This window comes from Kineosporia succinea, from assembly GCF_030811555.1.
Classification (GTDB): domain Bacteria; phylum Actinomycetota; class Actinomycetes; order Actinomycetales; family Kineosporiaceae; genus Kineosporia; species Kineosporia succinea.
On the sequence record NZ_JAUSQZ010000001.1, the window covers coordinates 3,368,555 to 3,385,998 of the forward strand.

Below are 17,444 nucleotides of genomic sequence, written 5' to 3' on the forward strand. Positions count from 1 at the left end.
CATGTCCCGAATTGGACGACTGCCGATCACCGTTCCCGCCGGCGTCGACGTGAACCTCGACGGTGCTGACGTGACGGTCAAGGGGCCCAAGGGCACCCTGAACCTCACTGTCGCCGCCCCGATCACCGTCGCCCGCGAGGACGACGGCACGGTCAAGGTCGCGCGCCCGGACGACGAGCGTTCGTCGCGCGCCCTGCACGGCCTCACCCGCACCCTGATCGCCAACATGGTGATCGGCGTGACGGAGGGCTACACCAAGAAGCTCGAGATCGTCGGCACCGGTTACCGCGTCATGGCGAAGGGCTCCAACCTGGAGTTCGCCCTGGGGTACAGCCACCCGATCGTCATCGAGCCGCCCGCCGGCATCAGCTTCGCGGTCGAGGGCCCCACCAAGTTCTCGGTGACGGGCATCGACAAGCAGGCCGTCGGCGAGGTCGCCGCCAACCTGCGTGGCCTTCGTAAGCCCGACCCCTACAAGGGCAAGGGCGTCCGCTACGCCGACGAAGTGATCAAGCGCAAGGTCGGAAAGGCGGGCAAGAAGTAATGGCGATCGGTTTGAAGCGCAGCGGTGGGGGCGCGGCCAAGAGCAAGTCGGCCTCCCGTACCCGCCGCCACCTGCGTGTGCGCAAGCAGCTGCGGGGCTCGACCGAGCGCCCGCGCCTGGTCGTGAACCGTTCCTCGCGGCACGTTTTCGTGCAGATCGTGGACGACACGGTCGGCAAGACCCTGGCTTCCGCCTCCACCATGGAGGCCGACCTGCGTGGCCTGGACGGCGACAAGACCGCCAAGGCCAAGAAGGTCGGCGAACTGGTCGCGGAGCGCGCGAAGGCCGCCGGCGTCTCTGCTGTGGTCTTCGACCGCGGCGGAAACCGCTACGCCGGACGTGTCGCCGCCATTGCGGACGGCGCCCGTGAGGCTGGGCTGGTTCTCTAGCCGATGCGCACGCTGACCATTTCGAAGACAGAGAGAAGGAACGTCTGATGGCTGGACCTCAGCGTCGCGGGCCCGGGGGTAACAACAACTCCGGCGGGCCGAACAGCGGCGGCGAGAACAGCGGCGGCGGCGGTCGCCGGGGCGGCCGTGACCGCGACAACCGTGGCGGTCGTGACGGCGGCCAGGACAAGAACCAGTTCGTCGAGCGCGTCGTGGCGATCAACCGCGTCGCCAAGGTCGTGAAGGGTGGTCGTCGCTTCAGCTTCACCGCCCTGGTCGTCGTCGGTGACGGCGACGGCACGGTCGGCGTCGGCTACGGCAAGGCCAAGGAAGTGCCCGCGGCGATCGCGAAGGGCGTTGAAGAGGCGAAGAAGGCCTTCTTCAAGGTTCCCCGCATCCAGGGCACGATCCCTCACCGGATCCAGGGTGAAGAGGCCGCCGGTGTCGTGCTGCTCATGCCGGCGTCCCCCGGTACCGGAGTTATCGCCGGTGGCCCGGTGCGCGCCGTGCTCGAGTGCGCGGGTATCCACGACGTGCTGAGCAAGTCGCTCGGCTCGGACAACGCGATCAACGTCGTTCACGCGACCGTTGCCGCGCTGCGTGGTCTCGAGCGTCCCGAAGAGGTTGCGGCCCGTCGTGGCCTGCCCCTCGAGGACGTCGCTCCCGTCGCCATGCTGCGTGCTCGCGCGGCGGGGGTGGGTGCCTGATGGCCCAGATCAAGGTCACTCAGATCAAGTCGAAGATCGGTGGCAAGCAGAACCAGCGCGACTCGCTGCGTTCGCTCGGCCTCAAGCGGATCGGCGACGTCGTGGTCAAGGAGGACCGTCCCGAGATTCGCGGGATGGTCAACACGGTGCGGCATCTCGTCACCGTCGAGGAGGTGGACTGAAATGGCAGAAGGTCAGCGCGAGCACGCCCTGAAGGTTCACCACCTGCGCCCGGCGCCGGGTGCGAAGACCGCCAAGACCCGCGTGGGTCGTGGTGAGGGCAGCAAGGGTAAGACGGCGGGCCGCGGTACCAAGGGTACGAAGGCTCGCTACCAGGTCCCGGCCCGGTTCGAGGGTGGGCAGATGCCGCTGCACATGCGGCTGCCCAAGCTCCGTGGGTTCAAGAACCCGTTCCGGACCGAGTACCAGGTCGTCAACCTGGACAAGCTCGGCAGCCTGTTCCCCGACGGTGGCAGCATCACCGTCGAGGACCTGGTCGCCAAGGGCGCTGTCCGTGAGGGGCACCTGGTCAAGGTCCTCGGCGACGGCGAGATCTCGGTCGCGCTCAACGTGAGCGCGAACAAGTTCTCCGCCAGCGCCAAGGAGAAGCTGGCCGCGGCCGGCGGCAGCGCCACCGAGCTGTAAGACCAAGCTCACCAGGCACGATTCCTGACACCCCGGCGACTCCCTGATGGGCGAGTCGCCGGGGTGTTAAGGTCACCCGACCGGCGTCTTGCGAACAGTCCTCAGACAGGTATGTCCGAGTAGATTCGCAGGCGCTCCACAGGCCAGTAACGACGAGCTGCCCCTTGTCCGGGCAGCGCGCAGGAGGTTTTGCGTGCTCACCGCGTTCTTCCGGGCGTTTCGCACCCCCGATCTGCGGCGCAAGATCTTCTTCACCGTAGCGATCATGGCGCTGTTCCGCCTGGGCTCGTACGTCCCGACCCCCGGCGTCGACTACGCGGCCGTTCGACGGTGCGTCAATCTCGCCAGCAGCAGCAGCGGTACCGGCCTTTACGAGCTGGTCAACCTCTTCAGTGGTGGTGCGCTGCTGCAACTCTCGATCTTCGCGCTCGGGATCATGCCGTACATCACGGCATCGATCATCGTTCAGCTGCTCACCGTGGTCATCCCGCGGTTCGAGGCACTGAAGGAAGAGGGTCAGTCCGGCACCGCCAAGCTGACCCAGTACACGCGGTATCTCACCATCGGCCTCGCGGTTCTGCAGTCCACCACGTTCGTCGCGATCTCGCGGCAGCCCGGCGGCCTGTTCACGAACTGCAGCGAGATCCTGATCCCGAACGACGACATCTTCACCCTCGGCGTCATGGTCCTGACCATGACGGCCGGCACCGGCTTCATCATGTGGCTGGGTGAGCTCGTCACCGAGAAGGGGATCGGCAACGGCATGTCGCTGCTGATCTTCACCTCGATCGCGGCGTCGTTCCCGTCGGCCCTGTGGGCGATCAAGTCCGAGCGTGGCTTCAACACCTTCTTCACGGTGATCGGTATCGGCCTGCTGATCATGGCCGCCGTCATCTTCGTCGAGCAGAGCCAGCGCCGGATCCCGGTGCAGTACGCCAAGCGCCAGGTGGGTCGCCGCGCCTACGGCGGCACCACCACGTACATCCCGATCAAGGTCAACATGGCCGGTGTCATCCCGGTCATCTTCGCCTCGTCGCTGCTCTACCTGCCCGCCCTGATCGCGCAGTTCCAGGGCCAGGACAGTACGGCCGGCTGGGTGACGTGGATCAACAATCACCTGGTGAAGGGCGACCACCCGATCTACATCGCGGCCTACTTCGCACTGATCGTGTTCTTCACGTACTTCTACGTGGCGATCACCTTCAACCCCGACGAGGTCGCCGAGAACATGAAGAAGTACGGCGGTTTCATCCCGGGCATCCGCGCCGGGCGACCGACCGCCGACTACCTGGAATATGTTCTGAGTCGCATTACTCTCGCTGGTGCTCTGTACCTGGGCATGGTGGCATTGATCCCGCTGATCGCGCTGATCCTGGTCAACGCCAATCAGAACTTCCCCTTCGGCGGTACGAGCATTCTGATCGTCGTCGGGGTCGGCCTGGAGACGGTCAAGCAGATCGAGTCCCAGTTGCAGCAGCGTCACTACGAAGGGTTCCTGCGATGAGAGCGGTGCGTTGATGAGGCTTGTGATCCTCGGTCCTCCCGGCGCCGGCAAGGGCACACAGGCCAAGAAGGTCGCAGCCCACTTCGGTATCCCCGCGATCTCGACCGGTGACATCTTCCGGCAGAACGTCGCCGACAAGACGCCGCTGGGTCTGCAGGTCGAGGAGATCATGAAGTCCGGCAAGTACGTGCCGGACGAGGTCACCAACGAGATGGTGCGCAACCGCCTCCTGGAAGAGGACGCGGCGGTCGGGTTCCTGCTCGACGGTTACCCGCGCACGGCGGCCCAGGTCGACGAGCTCGACTCGATGCTCGCCACGGCCGGCAACACGCTGGACGCGGTACTCGAGCTGACGGTCGACATGGACGAGGTCGTCGAGCGTCTGCTCAAGCGGGCCGAGATCGAGGGTCGCCCGGACGACACCGAAGACGTCATCCGGCACCGGCTCGAGGTCTACACCGAGCAGACCGCCCCACTGGTGCACCTCTACTCGGACCGCAATCTCCTGCAGCGGGTCGACGGCATGGGGGACATCGGCGACGTCACGAGTCGGCTCCTCGCCGCGTGTGCCGACTTCGCCGCCTGAGACAGAAAGACAGCACAGATGCTCGGTCGCGACCGGATCCAGTACAAGACTCCCGAACAGGTCCTGCTCATGCGGGCCGCCGGGCTGATCGTCGCCGACGCCCTGGACGCCGTGCGCAACGCGCTGGCCCCCGGGCTGACCACGGGCGACCTGGACCGGATCGCGAACGAGCTGATCACCGGGCGGGGTGCCACCCCGTCGTTCCTGAACTACGGCCGCCCGCCCTACCCGGCCACGCTCTGCGTGTCGGTGAACGACGAGGTCGTGCACGGCATCCCCGGCGCCAGGGTGCTCCGCGCGGGTGACGTGATCAGCGTCGACTGCGGCGCGATCCTCGAGGGCTGGCACGGCGACTCGGCGTTCACCGCCGTGGTGCCGGGCCCCTCGGAGAAGAGCGACGAGCAGACCAAGGCCGATCAGGACCTGATCGACACCACCGAGGAGTCGATGTGGCGCGGCATCGCGGCGATCGCCGCGGGGGAGCGCCTGAACGCGGTCGGCATCGCCGTCGAGGACTTCGTCGGTGACCGGTTCGGTCTGGTCGAGGACTACGGCGGCCACGGCATCGGCACCGAGATGCACCAGGAACCGCACGTGCTGAACTACCGCACGCGCGACCGGGGCCCGAAGCTGAAGCCCGGCATCTGCCTGGCGATCGAGCCGATGCTCACCGCCGGCGACCCGGAGACCAAGGTCCTGGCCGACGACTGGACCGTCGCTACGATCGACGGTGGCAACGCCGCGCACTGGGAACACTCGGTGGCTCTGCTCGACGACGGCCTCTGGGTGCTGACCGCCCGCGACGGTGGCGTCGCGAAGCTGGCCGAACTTGGTGCGAAGGTGTCACAACGAGCCCTGTAAGCGGCTCGATTTCGTCGTCCGGCGTGGTATCACGTAGACTTCTGCGTCGGCTCATGTGCTGAACTGATTCGTCACCCAGGTAACCGCCGGTGACGACACGAGACAGCCTCTGGACGTCAGTCTGAGCCGTCTGGTGAAAACGCCTGATCGTGTCCGTCTGCGAAGACGGTCAGCGGCCGGGCGCCGCGAAAAACGATCAACAGGAAAAGCGGAGGACATGCCGAAGAAAGACGGCGTCATCGAAATCGAAGGCACCGTGGTGGAGGCGCTGCCGAACGCCATGTTCCGCGTGGAGCTTTCCAACGGGCACAAGGTACTCGCGCACATCTCCGGCAAGATGCGCCAGCACTACATCCGGATCCTTCCGGAAGACCGGGTCGTGGTCGAACTCAGCCCGTATGACCTCTCCCGTGGGCGCATCGTCTACCGCTACAAGTGACACCTCCGTTCCACAAGCCCTGCACCATCAGCCCCCGTCGGAAGCCACGATGAAGGTCAAGCCGAGCGTCAAGAAGATCTGTGACAAGTGCCGAGTGATCCGCCGTAACGGCCGGGTCATGATCATCTGCGACAACGTGCGCCACAAGCAGCGTCAGGGCTGAACCAGCCCCGCAGAAGCACGGCACCACTGCACAGCATCTGAGAAAAACAGCAGCGCACGTCTCTGAGGCACCGGGCGACACGCCCGACCTCGTGGGGCGACACCCCCGGACCACCGGGCCGGGGACCCCTCAGCTCCATCAGGGGGAATGCCGCTGCTCCACACCCGGTACGAGCAGAGAAGAGAACTCCTGCAATGGCACGTCTCGTCGGAGTCGACCTCCCGCGCGAAAAGCGTCTCGAGGTCGCCCTCACCTACATCTTCGGCGTCGGCAAGACCCGCGCCAAGGAGACGCTCGCGGCCACCGGCCTGAGCGCCGACCTCCGTGTGCGCGAGCTCAGCGAAGAAGACCTCGTCAGCCTGCGCGACTTCCTCGAGGGCAACTTCAAGCTCGAGGGTGACCTGCGCCGCGAGGTTGCCGCCGACATCCGCCGCAAGGTCGAGATCGGCTGCTACGAGGGCCTGCGTCACCGTCGCGGCCTGCCGGTCCGCGGTCAGCGCACCAAGACCAACGCTCGTACCCGCAAGGGCCCGAAGCGCACCGTTGCCGGTAAGAAGAAGGCCGGCAAGAAGTAGTCCGCTCCACCCTCTGACCAAGGGTCCGGAGTACGGACCGACGACCTCCCAGGAAGTAGCTTTTAGATGCCTCCCAAGTCACGCCAGGCCTCTGCGTCGCGTAAGCCGCGTCGCAAGGAAAAGAAGAACGTCGCCCACGGCCACGCTCACATCAAGAGCACGTTCAACAACACGATCGTGTCGATCACCGACCCGGTCGGCAACGTGATCGCGTGGGCGTCCTCCGGCCAGGTCGGCTTCAAGGGCTCGCGTAAGTCCACGCCGTTCGCCGCGCAGATGGCCGCCGAGGCCGCCGCGCGTCGCGCCCAGGAGCACGGCATGCGCAAGGTCGACGTCTTCGTGAAGGGCCCGGGCTCGGGCCGCGAGACCGCGATCCGCTCCCTCCAGGCCACCGGCCTCGAGGTCGGCTCGATCCAGGACGTCACGCCGACCCCGCACAACGGCTGCCGCCCGCCGAAGCGCCGCCGCGTCTAATGCTTTTCGGGCCTCCCGGGGTGACCCGGGAGGCCCACCCGCCGGTTGACATGGAATCGGTGGGTCACCCCCAGCAGGCGTCATATAGCGGTCGCCTGTAGCGAAAGGGAAAACGAACAGTGCTTATCGCACAGCGCCCCATCCTCGCCGAGGAGGCTGTCTCCGAGCACCGCTCCCGGTTCGTCATCGAGCCGCTGGAGCCGGGTTTCGGCTACACCCTCGGTAACTCGCTCCGTCGCACCCTGCTCTCGAGCATCCCGGGCGCGTCGGTCACCAGCATCCGTATCGACGGCGTGCTGCACGAGTTCACCACCGTGCCCGGTGTCAAGGAAGACGTCACCGAGCTCATCCTCAACATCAAGCGTCTCGTCGTCTCCTCGGAGCACGACGAGCCGATCGTGATGTACCTGCGCAAGCAGGGTCCGGGCACGGTCACCGCCGCGGACATCGCCCCGCCGGCCGGCGTCGAGGTGCACAACCCCGACCTTCACATCGCCACCCTGAACGCGAAGGGCAAGCTCGAGCTCGAGCTGACCGTCGAGCGCGGTCGTGGCTACGTGTCGGCCAACCAGAACAAGACCGGTGAGCAGGAGATCGGCCGGATCCCGATCGACTCCATCTACTCCCCGGTGCTGAAGGTCACGTACAAGGTCGAGGCGACGCGTGTCGAGCAGCGCACCGACTTCGACCGGCTGATCGTCGACGTCGAGACCAAGCCGTCGATGCAGCCGCGCGACGCCATGGCGAGCGCCGGCAAGACGCTGGTCGAGCTGTTCGGCCTGGCCCGCGAGCTCAACCTCGAGGCCGAGGGCATCGACATGGGCCCGTCCCCGTCGGACGCCGCCCTGGCCGCCGACCTGGCGCTGCCGATCGAGGAGCTCGACCTCACGGTCCGGTCGTACAACTGCCTCAAGCGCGAGGGCATCCACACCGTGGGTGAGCTCGTCGGGCGCAGCGAGGCCGACCTGCTCGACATCCGGAACTTCGGCGCCAAGTCCATCGACGAGGTCAAGGCCAAGCTCCACGGCATGAGCCTCGCGCTGAAGGACAGCCCGCCCGGATTCGACCCCTCGCTCGTCGTCGACAGCTTCGGAGCGGACGACGACATGTCGTTCGCCGAGGACGAGCAGCTCTGACAACCCCCTAGCCCGGCGCGGGATGCGAACCCCGCGCCGGGTGCGCATCTCTAGGAGTTCACCGACATGCCCACGCCCACCAAGGGTCCCCGGCTCGGGGGTGGTCCCGCGCACGAGCGGCTGCTGCTGGCCAACCTCGCGACCCAGCTGTTCACGCACAAGTCCATCACCACCACGCAGACGCGTGCGAAGCGCATGCAGCCGCTGGCTGAGCGCATGATCACGTTCGCGAAGCGCGGTGACCTGTCGGCTCGCCGCCGGGTGCTGCAGACGATCACGGACAAGGGCGTCGTCCACACGCTCTTCACCGAGATCGCTCCGGTGGTGGCCGAGCGCAAGGGCGGCTACACCCGTATCACCAAGATCGGTAACCGCAAGGGCGACAACGCCGCGATGGTCGTCATCGAGCTCGTTCTCGAGCCCGTGACCGCCGCCGCGCGTGAGGCCGAGGCCGCCACCGCTCGTGCGGCCCGCGGCAACACGTCGGCCGCCGAGGCTGCCGCCGCCAAGGCCGAGGACGCCAAGGCCGCCGGCGACGCCGAGGCCGCGGTTGACGCCGCCGCCGAGGCCGAGGCCGCTGCGGAGGCCGAGGGCACCGCTGACGCCAAGGCTGCCGCCGAGGTCGCCGAAGAGGCTGCCGAGGACGCGGTCGAAGGCAAGAAGAAGTAGTTCTCACGCAGCCGAGCCCGTCATCCCCGTTCGGGGGTGGCGGGCTCGTCTCGTTCAGCAGCCTCGACCGCGGAGAAGAACCATTGCTTACGGACGTTGCGGAGCCTGAGGGGCCGGGGTCACCGGAGGCGCCGGGAGGCGGGGTGGGGCCGGAAGGCCCCGACGCGTCCCTCATTTCGCCCTCTGAGCCCTCTGAGGCCTCTGTGCCCGCGAATACCACGAGGGGCGACGTGGTTTCGGAGCCGCTGGTCCGGATCCGGCTCGATCTGGGCTACGACGGAACGGATTTCAGCGGCTGGGCCGCCCAGCCAGGCCGCCGCACGGTGGAGGAGACGATCGCCACCGGCCTGAGCACGATCCTGCGGCTGGGGCGACCGGTGAAGCTGACGGTGGCGGGACGTACGGACGCGGGGGTGCACGCGCGCGGTCAGGTCGCGCACGCGGATGTGCCGGTCGGTGCCTGGGAGCAGATTCCCGGTCGGAGTGACCGCGCCCCGGCTCTGGCGCTGGTGACGCGGCTGGCCGGTGTGCTGCCCGGTGACGTTCGCGTGCACGGGGTTTCGGTTGCGCCCGAAGGGTTCGACGCGAGGTTCTCGGCGGTGCATCGCCGGTACTCCTACCGCGTCAGCGATCACCCGGCCGGGGCGCCGCCCCTACGGCGCCGGGACGTGCTGAGTCATCGGCGCCCTCTCGATGCCTCGGCCATGTCCGAGGCCGCGGGGCGGCTGGTCGGGCTGAAGGACTTCGCGGCGTTCTGCAAGCACCGCGAGGGGGCGACGACGATCCGGACGCTGCTGCGGTACGAGTGGCGGCGCACTCCGGAAGGGCTGCTGGAGGCCACCGTGCTGGCGGACGCGTTCTGCCACTCGATGGTGCGTGCGCTGGTCGGGGCGGTGCTGCCGGTGGGGGAGGGGCGCAAGTCCGTGGAGTGGCCGGCCGAGGTGCTGACGGGGCGCCGTCGGGATCCGCACGTGGCCGTGGTGGCGCCGCACGGGCTGGTGCTGGAGGAGGTCGGGTACCCGGCGGACTCCGAGCTGGCCGGGCGGGCGCGGGAGTCACGCGCGGTGCGGACGCTGCCGTAGCACGCTGCGGCGGGGCGGCCTCGTACCGGCATCGGTGACAACCTCCGGCGGGACTCGAGCGTGCCCGGGTGGGTGGGCCCTGCCCGGAGGCCGAGGTGAAGGCCCGACCGCTTGCCCCTACGTCATGTTCCGTTCACACCAATCAAACCGATCGCGCCTAGGCTGCCTGACCGTGACGACGACGAGGCGTACCTACGCGACGGGGGCCGTGGTTCTCACCGCGGCGACGACACTCACCGGCCTGGGCCTGGTGGCCCCTTCAACGGCTCAGGCGGCCCGGACGGCAGAAGCAGCCTGTACCGGCACCACCACCGCCATCGGCAAGGTCCAGGGCAGCGGCGACACCGCGGCGATCACCGGCACGGTCACCGTGCGCGGTGTCGTGGTCAGCGACAACGAGGGCTCCTCGCCCACGCTGCAGGGTTTCTTCGTGCAGGACGCGGGCGACAGGGACAGGGCCACGTCCGACGGCATCTTCGTCTACGCCCCCGGCCAGAACCAGGTGAAGGTCGGCGACGAGGTCCAGGTCACCGGCAACGCCGCGGAGTACCAGGGGCAGACCCAGGTCACCTCCACCGCCGTCGAGCTGTGCGGCACCGGCAGGTCGGTCAGGCCGACCACCGTGAAGCTGCCCCTCACGAGCGGGAACAGCCTCGAGCGCTACGAGGGCATGCTCGTCCGCCTGCCGCAGAACCTGACCGTGACCGAGCACTACCTGCTGGGCCGCTTCGGCCAGGTCACGGTCTCGTCCAGGGGCCGGCTGACGCAGCCGACCAACGTCTACGCCGCCGCCGACCCGCGCCGCGCGAAGCTGCAGGCCGAGAACGACCTGAACCAGCTGATCATCGACGACGCCCTGAACAACCAGAACGCCGACCCGATCGTCTTCGGCCGCGACGGCAAGCCGCTCAGCGCGAGCAACACCCTGCGCACCGGCGACACCGTGAAGAACGCGACCGGTGTGCTCACATACACCTGGGCGGGTAACGCCGCGAGCCCCAACGCCTGGCGCCTGCGCCCGGTCGGTGCGCTGAACGGGCAGGCGAACTTCAAGGCGGCCAACGCGCGTCCGAAGTCCAGCAGGGTCAAGGGCGACGTCACCGTGGCCAGCAGCAACGTGCTGAACTACTTCAACACCTTCACGGGCTGCACCTACGGTGTGGGTGGCGCGGCCGCCGACTGCCGCGGCGCCGAGAACGCGACCGAGTTCGAGCGCCAGACCGCCAAGGAGGTCGCGGCGCTGAAGAGCCTCGACGCCGACGTGGTCGGGCTGATGGAGATCGAGAACGACGGCTACGGCGCGGACAGCGCGATCGCGGCCCTCACCGACGCGCTGAACGCGGCTACGAAGCCGGGCACCTACGCGTACATCGACGCGGATCAGGCCACCGGCGTCACGAACGTGGCCGGTGACGACGCGATCAAGGTCGGCATGCTCTACCGGCCGGCGAAGGTCACGCCGGTGAGGACGCTGGTGGCCGACGACGACCTGTTCGAGCGGCACCCGCTCTCGGTGACCTTCAAGGACAGGAAGAACGCCAGGGTCAGCGTGGTCGTGAACCACTTCAAGTCGAAGGGCTGCGACGGCGCGACCGGGGCCGACGCCGACCAGAACGACGGCCAGAGCTGCTGGAACGCCCACCGCACGGAGCAGGCCACCGAGCTGGCCACGTGGATCGACTCGACCGTGGTCAAGACCGCCGGCGACAGGGACGTGCTGGTCATCGGTGACCTGAACAGCTACGCCAAGGAAGACCCGATCCAGGCCCTGGCCCGGAGCGGCTACGTCGACATGATCGACAAGGAGATCGGCAGTGAGCAGGCGTACTCGTACGTCTTCGACGGCCAGTCCGGCTACCTCGACCAGGCCCTGGCCAGCTCCTCGCTGAAGAGCCAGGTCAAGGACGTGCAGGACGTGCACATCAACGCCGACGAGCCCTCGGTGCTCGACTACAACACCAATTTCAAGTCGGCCGGCCAGATCACCTCGCTGTACGCGCCCGACCGCTTCCGCACCTCCGACCACGACCCGGTGCTGATCGGGCTGGACCTGCGCAAGTAGGGCCACCACGACCCTGATGGTGGACGTTCCGGTCGAGGTGACCGGGACGTCCACCATTGTGCGGGGTTGCATGAAAACCCGGACGCTCACGAATGGCGGGCGAACGCGGACAGTGCCAATCTCGCCTGCATGAGCAATTCGACCTTTGAGCCCGGCGACTCGGACGAGGTCTACCAGCCCGGTGACGACGGGGCGGACGACACGTACGACCTCGACCAGGCGTTCGGTGACGACGACGTCGACGGCACGGTGTTCGACGCCGGCTACTCGCCGCCCGAGAAGCCGCGGGGGATGACCCGGTTCGGCACCACCGAGCAGGAGGAGCTGGAGGGCGAGAGTCTCGACCAGCGTCTCGCACAGGAGGAGCCCGACCCCAACTTGGCCTCCGACCTCGAGGCGTCGCCCACCGACGAGAACGTCGACTCGGTGGACAACAACCGGGTCGAGGACGAGGACCTCTCGTACGCCGAGGTCGGTGGCGAGCGCGCCGGCCGGCTGGTCGACCCGGACGAGGGTCTCGGCTCCGACGAGGAGAAAGACCTGATCGGGTCGGACGTCGGCATCGACCAGGGGGCCGCGAGCGCCGAAGAGGCAGCGGTCCACGTGATCGACTGATTCTTTAATCAGGAGCATGGGGGCGCCGGTACCGGGCACACTGGCCGGGTGTCCGGTATCGACGTCAACCAGGTCTCCTTCACGCTCCCCGACGGGCGCCCGCTGCTCGACGAGGTCACCTTCAAGGTGCCCGAGGGGGCGGTCGCGGCCCTGATCGGCCCGAACGGCACGGGCAAGACCACCCTGCTGCGCATCCTGGCCGGTGACGCGGCCGCGCAGTCCGGGGCGGCCGTGGTGACCGGCTCGCTCGGCGTGATGCGCCAGTTCATCGGCAGCGTCCGTGACGACACGACGGTGCGCGACCTGCTCGTCTCGGTCGCCCCCGCGCCGGTGCGCAAGGCCGGCCGGGCTCTGGAGAAGTCCGAGCTGGCGATGATGGAGCACGACGACGAGCCCACCCAGATGGCTTACGCGCAGGCCCTTTCCGACTGGGCCGACGCCGGTGGCTACGAGGCCGAGACGGCCTGGGACGTGTGCACGGTCGCGGCGCTCGGGATGCCGTTCGAGAAGGCCCAGTTCCGCAACGCGAACACCCTCTCCGGCGGTGAGCAGAAGCGGCTGGTGCTCGAGACCCTGCTGCGCGGCACCGACGACGTGCTGCTGCTCGACGAGCCCGACAACTACCTCGACGTGCCCGGCAAGCGCTGGCTCGAGCAGCAGCTGGCCCAGACCCGGAAGACGGTTCTGCTGGTCAGCCACGACCGGGAGCTGCTCTCGCACGCGGCCACCCGCATCGTCACGCTGGAGCCGCACGCGGCCGGCGCCAACGCCTGGATCCACGGCGGCGGGTTCGGCACCTACGGCCAGGCCCGCACCGACCGCAACTCCCGCCTCGAGGAGCTGCGGCGGCGCTGGGACGAGGAGCACGCCAAGCTCAAGGCGCTCGTGCTGATGCTGAAGACCAAGTCCACGTTCATGGACTCGATGGCCGCGCAGTACCACGCGGCCCAGACCCGCCTGGCCAAGTTCGAGGAGGCGGGCCCGCCCGAGCTCGTCGCCAACGAGCAGAACGTGACCATGCGGCTCACCGGTGGGCGCACCGGCAAGCGCGCCGTGGTGGCCGAGGACCTCGAGCTGACCGGGCTGATGAAACCGTTCAGCACCGAGCTGTGGTTCGGCGACCGGGTGGCGGTGCTGGGCTCGAACGGTTCCGGCAAGTCGCACTTCCTGCGGCTGCTGGCGGCCGGGGGCAGTGACCCGGACGTGGAGCACCAGCCGGTCGAAGACGGGCCGCTGGCCAGCCCGGGCGCGGTGGAGCACTCGGGCCAGGTCAGGCTGGGGGCGCGGGTGCGGCCGGGCTGGTTCGCGCAGACCCACCAGCACCCGGAGCTGCTCGGCCGGACGCTGCTCGACATCCTGCACCGCGGTGACGGGCACCGGTCCGGCCTGCCCCGCGACGCGGCCAGCAAGGTGCTCGACCGGTACGAGCTCAACACCCAGGCCGAGCAGCGCTTCGAGTCGCTGTCCGGCGGGCAGCAGGCCCGGTTCCAGATCCTGCTCCTGGAGCTCTCAGGCGCCACGCTGCTGCTGCTCGACGAGCCCACCGACAACCTGGACCTGCACTCGGCCGAAGCGCTGGAGAAGGGCCTGGGGGCCTTCGAGGGCACGGTGGTGGCGGTGACCCACGACCGCTGGTTCGCCCGGGAGTTCGACCGGTTCCTGGTGTTCGGCTCGGACGGCCGGGTGTACGAGTCGGACGAACCCGTCTGGGACGAGACCCGGGTGCAGCGCGCTCGCTGAAGTTGCCGCTGTCCTCAGCGTGCTCTCACGGAACGTTCAGCTGACGCCCGTAGTTTGATCACCGTGATCGAGTCCCCGGCCGTCCTCATCGTCAACTCGGCGTCGCGTCGTGGGCAGGAGAACTTCTCCGCCGCCCGCGACCGGCTCGGCGAGCTCGGCGTGGAGCTGATGGCCGCCCATGCCGTCGAAGACCCGAGCACCCTGCCGCGTCTGGTGGGTGACACCATCCGGGCCGGTGCGCGCACCATCGTGCTGGGCGGGGGCGACGGCACCGTGAGTTCGGTGGCGCCGCAGCTGTGCAACACCGGGGTGGTGCTCGGGCTGCTGCCCACCGGCACCGCCAACGACCTGGCGCGCACCCTCGGCCTGCCCACCGACATGGACGGGGCCTGCCAGAACGTGGCCCGGGGCAAGGTGGTCGACGTCGACCTGGGCGTGGTCGGCGACGACCGTTTTCTCAACGTCAGCTCGATCGGCCTGGCCGTGGGCGTCACCGAGCAGCTCAACCCGAAACTCAAGAAGCGGCTCGGGGCGCTGGCCTACCCGATCGCGGCGGTGAAGGCCTACCGCCGGTTCCGGACCTTCTCGGCCACCCTCGAGTTCCCCGACGGCGACCATCCCGACGTCGAGCTCGACGACCTGCTGCAGCTGGCCGTGGCCAACGGCCGGTTCTACGGCGGGGGAGCGGTGGTCGCGCCGGGCGCCGGCATCGACGACCACCTGCTCGACGTCTACGCGATCCCGCGGGGCACGCCGCGTCAGCGCTGGCAGGTGGCGCGGCATTTCGTCAGCGGGGTCTTCACCGAGAGCGACCACGTCTACCACGTCACCACGCGCAACGTCCGGGTCAGCACGGCTCCCGGGCAGGCGATCAACGTCGACGGCGAGCTGTCGGCGCACACGCCCGAGACGTTCGGGGTGATCGAGGGCGGGCTGCGGGTGATCGTGCCCGAAGACGCGTCGGTCGGGGTCGCCGACATCGGTGCGCGGGAGCGCGCACGGCACTGAGAAGCCAACCGCTGCAACGGTGCACGTGGTGGTCGGGTCGACCACCACGTCCACCGTCGTGGGCTCAGGCGAAGAACCGCTCGACCGCCCGGATCTTGTTGACGGCGTCGAGGGCGGCCACCTTGTAGGCCTCGGACAGCGTGGGGTAGTTGAACACCGTGTCGACCAGGTGGTCCACCGTGCCCTCGCAGGTCATGATCGCCTGGCCGAGGTGCACCAGCTCGGTCGCCTGCGACCCGAACACGTGCACCCCCAGCAGCTTTCGGGTGCCGGTGCTGACCAGCAGCTTGAGCATGCCGTAGGAGTCACCGGCGATCTGGCCCCGGGCCAGCTCGCGGTAGCGCGAGATGCCGACCTCGTAGGGCACCGACGACGAGGTCAGGTCGTCCTCGGTCCAGCCGCAGTAGCTGATCTCCGGGATCGTGTAGATGCCGATGGGCTGCATGCTGATCAGGCTGTTCACCGGCTCCGAGAAGGCGTGGTAGGCCGCCAGCCGGCCCTGTTCCATCGAGGTCGCGGCCAGCGCCGGGAAACCGATCACGTCGCCCACCGCGTAGATGTGCTCGACGCTCGTGCGGTAGTGGTCGTCGACCGTGATGCGGCCCCGGTTGTCGGCCTCCAGCCCGGCCGCGGGCAGGTCCAGCGCCTCGGTGGCCCCCTGCCGCCCGGCCGAGTACATCACCGCGTCGGCCGGGATCTTCTTGCCCGAGACCAGGTGCGTCACGGTGCCCCTGGCGTTGTGCTCGACCGAGGCCACCTTCTCGCCGAACCGGAACGTCACCGACAGGTCGCGCAGGTGGAACTTCAGCGACTCCACGATCTCGTCGTCGCAGAAACCGAGCATGCGGTCGTTCTGCTCGACTACGGTGACCTTGCAGCCGACGGCCGCGAACATCGACGCGTACTCGATGCCGATCACCCCGGCGCCGACCACCACCATCGAGCGCGGCAGCACGTCGAGGTGCAGGATCCCGTCGGAGTCGATGACCTTCTTGCCGTCGAACTCGACCGTGGCGGGCCGGGCCGGCGTGGTGCCGGTGGCGATCACGACGAACTCCGCGGTGACCGACCGGGCCCCGGCCGGGCCGCCCTCGACCAGCACGGTGTGCGCGTCGGTGAAGCGGCCGGTGCCGTGCAGCAGGTCGACCGCGTTGCGGTTGAGCTGACTGCGGATGACCTCGATCTCGCGCCCGATCACGTGCTGGGTGCGGGCCAGCAGGTCTTCCAGGGTGATGTCCTGCTTCACCCGGTAGTTCTGGCCGTACATGTCGCGCTGGTAGGTGCCCGTGAGATACAGCACGGCCTCGCGCAGCGTCTTCGACGGGATCGTGCCGGTGTTGATGCACACCCCGCCGACCATGTCGCCGCGTTCCACCACGGCCGCGCGTCGGCCCAGCTTGGCCGCGGCGATCGCGGCCTTCTGCCCTCCCGGCCCGGAGCCGATGACCAGCAGGTCGTAGTCGTACTGCTGCTCCGCCATGATGTTTCTCCCCGTGTTCATGTGCCGGCGGGTGGTTCATCGGCGGCTGTCACGTGATGGTTGAAGCACGGCCGGGCCCTCGTGGGCGCCGCGCGGCGCGACTCCGCGTTTTGACCCTCCGGAAGCCGCCCGGTAATGTGTTTTCTCGTTGTGTGACCCGTCCGTCATGTCGAGCCTAGTTGGTGCGTGGCACGTCGGGTGCGGAGCAGCGACCATCCGGAAACCTGGATCGGCGTGCTGTCCGTGGCACATGAAAATGTCGACCCGAATGCTCTGATCAGAACGAGGCTGCGACCGTGCGTACGTTTACCCCCAAGCCCGGTGACATCGAGCGCCGCTGGCACGTCATTGACGCGTCCGACGTCGTGCTCGGCCGGCTCGCTACGCAGGCAGCTGTACTCCTGCGGGGCAAGCACAAGCCGACCTTCGCTCCTCACGTCGACACCGGCGACTTCGTCATCATCATCAATGCCGACAAGGTCGCCCTGACCGGCAACAAGCGCGAGCAGAAGAAGGCCTACCGCCACTCGGGTTACCCGGGCGGTCTCCGCTCGGTCACCTACACCGAGCTGCTGGACAAGAACCCCCAGCGCGCCGTCGAGAAGGCCGTCCGCGGCATGCTGCCGAAGAACTCCCTCGGCCGCGAGGTGCTCGGCAAGCTCAAGGTCTACGCCGGCCCGGAGCACCCCCACGCCGCGCAGCAGCCCGTCCCCTTCGAGATCACCCAGATCGCGCAGTAGTTCTGCGATCCCCCAGACAAGCGCA

The 17,444-nt window shown here is 68.3% G+C and carries 21 protein-coding genes; 20 read left to right on the forward strand and 1 reads right to left on the reverse strand.

Annotated elements, in window-relative coordinates; all coding sequences use genetic code 11:
• Position 1: 1 nt before the first annotated feature.
• The 19 genes from rplF to J2S57_RS14875 all read left to right on the forward strand — a co-directional run bounded on the left by rplF (position 2) and on the right by J2S57_RS14875 (position 15,199).
• Complete coding sequence (rplF, locus tag J2S57_RS14785; RefSeq protein ID WP_307242969.1) at positions 2 to 544, forward strand: 50S ribosomal protein L6; 543 nt, start codon at positions 2 to 4, stop codon at positions 542 to 544.
• The gene (gene rplR, locus J2S57_RS14790) at positions 544 to 933 is read left to right on the forward strand and encodes a 50S ribosomal protein L18 (RefSeq protein ID WP_307242971.1); all 390 of its coding nucleotides are present in this window, start codon (positions 544 to 546) and stop codon (positions 931 to 933) included. The genes rplF and rplR overlap by 1 nt, the downstream gene beginning before the upstream one ends.
• Positions 934 to 980: 47 nt before the next feature.
• A complete protein-coding gene (rpsE, locus tag J2S57_RS14795; protein WP_307242973.1) occupies positions 981 to 1,640 on the forward strand; it encodes a 30S ribosomal protein S5 in 660 nt (219 codons plus the stop codon).
• Positions 1,640 to 1,822, forward strand: a complete 183-nt coding sequence (gene rpmD, locus J2S57_RS14800; protein ID WP_307242975.1) for a 50S ribosomal protein L30 — start codon at positions 1,640 to 1,642, stop codon at positions 1,820 to 1,822. The genes rpsE and rpmD overlap by 1 nt, the downstream gene beginning before the upstream one ends.
• A gap of 1 nt (position 1,823) precedes the next feature.
• Positions 1,824 to 2,285, forward strand: coding sequence for a 50S ribosomal protein L15 (gene rplO / locus J2S57_RS14805; RefSeq protein WP_370882474.1), 462 nt, complete (start codon positions 1,824 to 1,826; stop codon positions 2,283 to 2,285).
• Positions 2,286 to 2,478: 193 nt separating this feature from the next.
• Positions 2,479 to 3,789: a preprotein translocase subunit SecY gene (gene secY, locus J2S57_RS14810; protein WP_307242978.1), complete on the forward strand. Its 1,311-nt coding sequence runs from the start codon at positions 2,479 to 2,481 to the stop codon at positions 3,787 to 3,789.
• Between the two features lie 13 nt (positions 3,790 to 3,802).
• A complete protein-coding gene (locus tag J2S57_RS14815) occupies positions 3,803 to 4,375 on the forward strand; it encodes an adenylate kinase (protein WP_307242980.1) in 573 nt (190 codons plus the stop codon).
• Between the two features lie 18 nt (positions 4,376 to 4,393).
• Positions 4,394 to 5,236, forward strand: coding sequence for a type I methionyl aminopeptidase (gene map / locus J2S57_RS14820; RefSeq protein ID WP_307242983.1), 843 nt, complete (start codon positions 4,394 to 4,396; stop codon positions 5,234 to 5,236).
• Between the two features lie 217 nt (positions 5,237 to 5,453).
• Positions 5,454 to 5,675, forward strand: coding sequence for a translation initiation factor IF-1 (gene infA, locus J2S57_RS14825; protein ID WP_166605559.1), 222 nt, complete (start codon positions 5,454 to 5,456; stop codon positions 5,673 to 5,675).
• Between the two features lie 49 nt (positions 5,676 to 5,724).
• A complete protein-coding gene (gene rpmJ, locus J2S57_RS14830; protein ID WP_307242986.1) occupies positions 5,725 to 5,838 on the forward strand; it encodes a 50S ribosomal protein L36 in 114 nt (37 codons plus the stop codon).
• A 194-nt stretch (positions 5,839 to 6,032) separates the two neighbouring features.
• Positions 6,033 to 6,413: a 30S ribosomal protein S13 gene (gene rpsM / locus J2S57_RS14835; RefSeq protein ID WP_307242988.1), complete on the forward strand. Its 381-nt coding sequence runs from the start codon at positions 6,033 to 6,035 to the stop codon at positions 6,411 to 6,413.
• Between the two features lie 66 nt (positions 6,414 to 6,479).
• The gene (gene rpsK / locus J2S57_RS14840; RefSeq protein WP_307242990.1) at positions 6,480 to 6,887 is read left to right on the forward strand and encodes a 30S ribosomal protein S11; all 408 of its coding nucleotides are present in this window, start codon (positions 6,480 to 6,482) and stop codon (positions 6,885 to 6,887) included.
• A 119-nt stretch (positions 6,888 to 7,006) separates the two neighbouring features.
• Entirely contained in the window at positions 7,007 to 8,023 is a 1,017-nt protein-coding gene (locus J2S57_RS14845; protein WP_307242991.1) for a DNA-directed RNA polymerase subunit alpha, read from the forward strand.
• A 66-nt stretch (positions 8,024 to 8,089) separates the two neighbouring features.
• Complete coding sequence (gene rplQ / locus J2S57_RS14850; RefSeq protein ID WP_307242993.1) at positions 8,090 to 8,692, forward strand: 50S ribosomal protein L17; 603 nt, start codon at positions 8,090 to 8,092, stop codon at positions 8,690 to 8,692.
• A 230-nt stretch (positions 8,693 to 8,922) separates the two neighbouring features.
• Complete coding sequence (gene truA / locus J2S57_RS14855; protein WP_307242995.1) at positions 8,923 to 9,774, forward strand: tRNA pseudouridine(38-40) synthase TruA; 852 nt, start codon at positions 8,923 to 8,925, stop codon at positions 9,772 to 9,774.
• Between the two features lie 172 nt (positions 9,775 to 9,946).
• Positions 9,947 to 11,836, forward strand: a complete 1,890-nt coding sequence (locus J2S57_RS14860; RefSeq protein WP_307242998.1) for an ExeM/NucH family extracellular endonuclease — start codon at positions 9,947 to 9,949, stop codon at positions 11,834 to 11,836.
• 129 nt (positions 11,837 to 11,965) lie between these two features.
• Complete coding sequence (locus tag J2S57_RS14865) at positions 11,966 to 12,451, forward strand: DUF5709 domain-containing protein (protein WP_307243001.1); 486 nt, start codon at positions 11,966 to 11,968, stop codon at positions 12,449 to 12,451.
• Positions 12,452 to 12,499: 48 nt separating this feature from the next.
• On the forward strand, positions 12,500 to 14,191 hold the full coding sequence (locus tag J2S57_RS14870) for an ABC-F family ATP-binding cassette domain-containing protein (RefSeq protein ID WP_307243003.1): 1,692 nt from the start codon (positions 12,500 to 12,502) through the stop codon (positions 14,189 to 14,191).
• Between the two features lie 63 nt (positions 14,192 to 14,254).
• The gene (locus tag J2S57_RS14875; protein WP_307243005.1) at positions 14,255 to 15,199 is read left to right on the forward strand and encodes a lipid kinase; all 945 of its coding nucleotides are present in this window, start codon (positions 14,255 to 14,257) and stop codon (positions 15,197 to 15,199) included.
• 64 nt (positions 15,200 to 15,263) lie between these two features.
• Here the strand turns inward: J2S57_RS14875 and sthA are convergent, their stop codons facing one another.
• Complete coding sequence (gene sthA, locus J2S57_RS14880; protein WP_307243007.1) at positions 15,264 to 16,679, reverse strand: Si-specific NAD(P)(+) transhydrogenase; 1,416 nt, start codon at positions 16,677 to 16,679, stop codon at positions 15,264 to 15,266.
• 296 nt (positions 16,680 to 16,975) lie between these two features.
• On the opposite strand from sthA, the gene rplM reads away from it, so the two are divergent.
• Positions 16,976 to 17,419, forward strand: a complete 444-nt coding sequence (gene rplM, locus J2S57_RS14885; RefSeq protein WP_307243009.1) for a 50S ribosomal protein L13 — start codon at positions 16,976 to 16,978, stop codon at positions 17,417 to 17,419.
• Positions 17,420 to 17,444 lie beyond the last annotated feature (25 nt).